At 33.3% G+C, this 4,168-nt stretch carries 2 protein-coding genes and 1 pseudogene; 1 reads left to right on the forward strand and 2 read right to left on the reverse strand.

Annotated features, from left to right (window positions below; genetic code table 11):
- Positions 1 to 327: 327 nt before the first annotated feature.
- Entirely contained in the window at positions 328 to 2,784 is a 2,457-nt protein-coding gene (locus tag ABS917_RS18775) for an excinuclease ABC subunit UvrA (RefSeq protein WP_350480413.1), read from the forward strand.
- A gap of 188 nt (positions 2,785 to 2,972) precedes the next feature.
- On the opposite strand, the gene ABS917_RS18780 is transcribed toward ABS917_RS18775, so the two are convergent.
- Together ABS917_RS18780 and ABS917_RS18785 are read right to left on the reverse strand one after the other, a co-directional pair.
- Positions 2,973 to 3,383 (reverse strand): C-GCAxxG-C-C family protein, encoded by a 411-nt coding sequence (locus ABS917_RS18780; protein WP_350480414.1) that lies wholly within the window; start codon positions 3,381 to 3,383, stop codon positions 2,973 to 2,975.
- Between the two features lie 387 nt (positions 3,384 to 3,770).
- A pseudogene (locus tag ABS917_RS18785) lies at positions 3,771 to 4,168 on the reverse strand (hypothetical protein); the annotation flags it as partial.

Genomic DNA, 4,168 nt, shown 5'->3' on the forward strand with positions numbered 1-4,168 from the left:
CATTGATTAGGTTAAATAGAAGCTCATCACAGGCAATACCTGAAAATAAAGATAGAACCATTTGTTTTGATGAAAAAATTTCAGAAATATTTACATATTGGCTTTCAAGGATTTGAATTATCAATTGTTTTGGAGCACATAATCCTTGAATTAACACTAAAAAATACGAACATTTCGTATAAAACGCATAAAAAAGTTCCGATACCTATCAATTTCCAGCACTAAAACTCTAATAAAAAATTTATTTTGATTAATTATAAACTTTTAGAGGTTCTCCGGAATTTAATTTGAATAATATTATTAACTTTTAAAAGCAGATGTTTAACTATGTATCAAGATATGATAATCATTCGTGGAGCAAAGGTTCATAACTTAAAAAACATTGACATTGACATTCCACTTGGAAAGATTGTGGCCATCAGCGGAGTTTCAGGATCCGGCAAATCATCACTAGCACTAGGAGTACTATACTCAGAAGGGTCTAGAAGATATTTGGATGCATTATCCACATATACCCGCCGAAGAATCTCACAAACCCGAAAAGCTCAAGTCGATTTAGTTCAATATGTTCCGGCCGCATTAGCACTACATCAAAGACCAAATGTTCCTAACATCAGGTCCACTTTTGGAACTTCAACTGAACTTTTAAACTCACTTAGATTATTATATTCTCGATGCGGGAATTATACATGTCCTAATGGTCACATTCAAGAGCCAACTTTAAATGTGGCCCGTGAAATCCCAATCAAATGCCCTGAATGTGGCGTGGAATTCTATGGATTGGGTGCCGAGGAATATGCATTTAACTCGGATGGAGCATGTCCAACATGCGAAGGTACAGGTTTAATTAGAGACGTCGATGACTCAAAATTGATATTAGACGATAGCAAAACACTGGAAGAGGGGGCAGTTGATGCCTGGAATCAATTTGGCATCTCATGGATGTATCATGTTGCAGGTGAACTTGGTGTTCGGTTGGATGTTCCGTTTAAAGATTTAACTGACGATGAAAAGGATATTGTTTATAATGGCCCTACAGTGAAAAAATATATCAACATCCCATCCAAAAATGGCAAATTATTTGAATTGAATGCAGAATACAGAAATGCTCATAAAGCTATTGAAGAGGCTTTAAGAAATGCAAAAACAGAAAAGGGATTAACTAAAATCAATAAATTTTTAACAACAACCGTTTGTAGCGATTGTGGAGGAACAAGATTAAATTCAAAAGCTCGTGAAACTCTATTGGGAGGAATAAATCTTGCAGATGCATGTAAAATGAATTTAAAAGATTTGGTTTCATGGGTAAATGATATCGTGACCGAATTACCTGACAATATTCGTGAAATGGCACAGGATATTGTAGAGGAATTCATGGACAATGCAAATATCCTACTTGATTTAGGTTTGGGTTATATTTCCCTTGATAGGCCTTCAAATACCTTATCTACCGGTGAGCTTCAGAGAGTTCAAATTGCAAAAACATTGAAAAATCATACAACCGGAGTATTATATGTTTTAGACGAGCCGTCAATCGGTCTGCATCCAAATAACGTTGATGGACTAATAAATGTTATTAAAAGATTAGTGGATGATGGAAATTCAATTATCCTAGTTGACCATGACACGAAAATATTAGGTATTGCCGATTATATGATTGAGCTTGGCCCAAATGCGGGAGCTGACGGTGGAAGCATAATAGCTAAAGGAAGTTTAGATGAGATTGTAAATAATCCTTCCTCACAAATCGCCCCATTTTTAACTAATTCTGAAAAAATCATCATAAGGGACAAATCAGACAATATTTTTGAAAATGGTGAAATTGAAATTAAAACCTCTGAAATCCATAATGTTAAAGAGATGGCAATAAAAATTCCTAAAGGAAAATTAACTGTTGTAAGTGGAGTTTCAGGAAGCGGTAAAACCACCCTACTTTTAGAATCCATGTATCCTGCAATCAAATCTTACATTAACGGAGAAGATTTGCCAGATAATGTAATAGATTTAGAATGCGAAGATATTAAAAAGATTGAGTTGATCGATAGCGTTCCGATTGGAAAGAATGTTAGAAGTACCGTTGCAACATACTCAAAAGTTCTAGATGACTTAAGAAGGGAATTTGCTAAATTGAGTGATGAGTATAAAATGTCTGATTTCTCATACAATACCGGAAAATTAAGGTGTGAAACTTGTAACGGGACAGGCAATGTGTCTATGGATGTTCAATTCCTACCGGATGTTGAAATGACCTGTCCTGATTGTAATGGTCTTAGATATGATAAAAAAGTCGAAGATATTAAATATAATGGGCTTTCTATTGCAGATGTTATGAATCTAACAATTGATGAAGCTCTAGAAGAGTTATTTGAACTTAAAAAGGTTACAGGTAAACTTCAAAAATTATCTGATTTGGGTTTGGGCTATTTAACATTAGGTGAATCAACTCCAAGTTTGTCTGGCGGTGAAGCGCAAAGATTAAAATTAGCATCGGAAATCGGGAAATCACAAAAAAATTCCATATTTATATTTGATGAACCGACAATTGGCCTCCATCCATTAGATGTTAAAGTTCTTATTGATGTATTTGATAATTTAATAGACCGGGGAGCGACTGTTATTGTAATAGAACATGATCTGGATTTAATAGCTAATGCCGATTACATTATTGATATTGGAATTGATGAAGAGTATTTTGGTGGTGAAATACTTGCAAAAGGCAGTTTAGAAGATATAATTAGTACCCCTGGAAGTTTAACTGGGAAATATTTAACTGAAAAACTATAAATCAACTTAATTGATTTTCCTCACTAAAAACTCTTTATTTTATATAAAGAAACCCAAAAATAACACGAACAATTCGTATAAAAATTATAAAAAAGTTCCGATACTTAACAAATTCCGGCACTAAAACTCTGATATGGAATTTGTTTTTCTGTAATTATAAAATTTTTGAAAGTTATCTCAACCTAAATCTATAGGTAATTTTCTGTTATTTTAGTTGCAGATTCAACCATTTTTGGACAAAACTCTTTGAATAGATTATTATCCAATGCGTATTTAATGCCTTCTTCGGTTCTAATGTCACAATTAAGTAAATCCCTACAGATATATGATCCGTTTTCCTTTTCAAATTCATCTAAAAATTTTTCACATACTTCATTACTTTTAGATTTACTTTCACCATATTTAAGGCCTAATGCCATTAGTGCACCTGTGCAAGCACCGCAAACTTCACCTTTACGCATCCCACTACCAAAGCATGCACCAATTTTCAAGGCTTGTTCTTCCGAAAGACCTAAATCCTGTGAAAATGTTGCAAATACTGCTTGTGAACACACATATCCGTTTTCAAATAATTGAATAGCATTTTCTATATTTTTCATATAATATAATTTAATTATTTTGACTTATCAATGTTAGTATAAAACTGGATATGACACTGTGGGCATTCCTACTAGACATGTTTCAAGAATCTAGAAATTTTCAGACAGAACATATAAAATAGTTCCGATGCTTATCAATTTCTACCCATGAAAAACACCAATATAAACTTTATTTTATATAAAGAAATCCCCCTAAGAATACGAACATTTCGTATAAAACGAAACTTATTCTCGAAACTTTGATTTGCTGATGTGTTTTTGACATTAACACTAATGATATAGAAGATCAAATTTAATTCAACTTTGCTATATCATGAGCCTTTTCAAACTAAATCTTCGAATTGCAAATGGATGATGTTAATGTTAAGTAATCTTAAAAAGAAAAAGTTAGTTGTGATGAAGTTCACAACTTTGTCTTGTTATTGAGTGCTTGTGAGTATGCATATGCTTAATTCCATTATCTGTAATGATTTCGTCAATGATTTTAACACCTTCGTGGGAGTGAGTATGTTCGCCGTCATCGTGGAAGTGATAATGTGAATGTTCGGTATGTGCAGTATCGATTTTTTTAATTGAATCATCGAAATGCCTGTCATAGAGCAATGCGGCATTTAGAACCACTAAACATGATCCTGCATTGTGAACAATCGCTCCGGTTACTGGATTTAAAAGACCCAATACAGAGCAGATGATAGCTGCTGCATTTATTGTCATTGACATTGCAATATTTGCTTTGATTGTAAACAATGTGGAATTAGACAGTTTTTTAAGATATGGGATCTTTC

Source organism: Solibacillus sp. (genome assembly GCF_040273735.1).
In the GTDB taxonomy this organism is placed as follows: Bacteria; Bacillota; Bacilli; order Bacillales_A; family Planococcaceae; genus Solibacillus.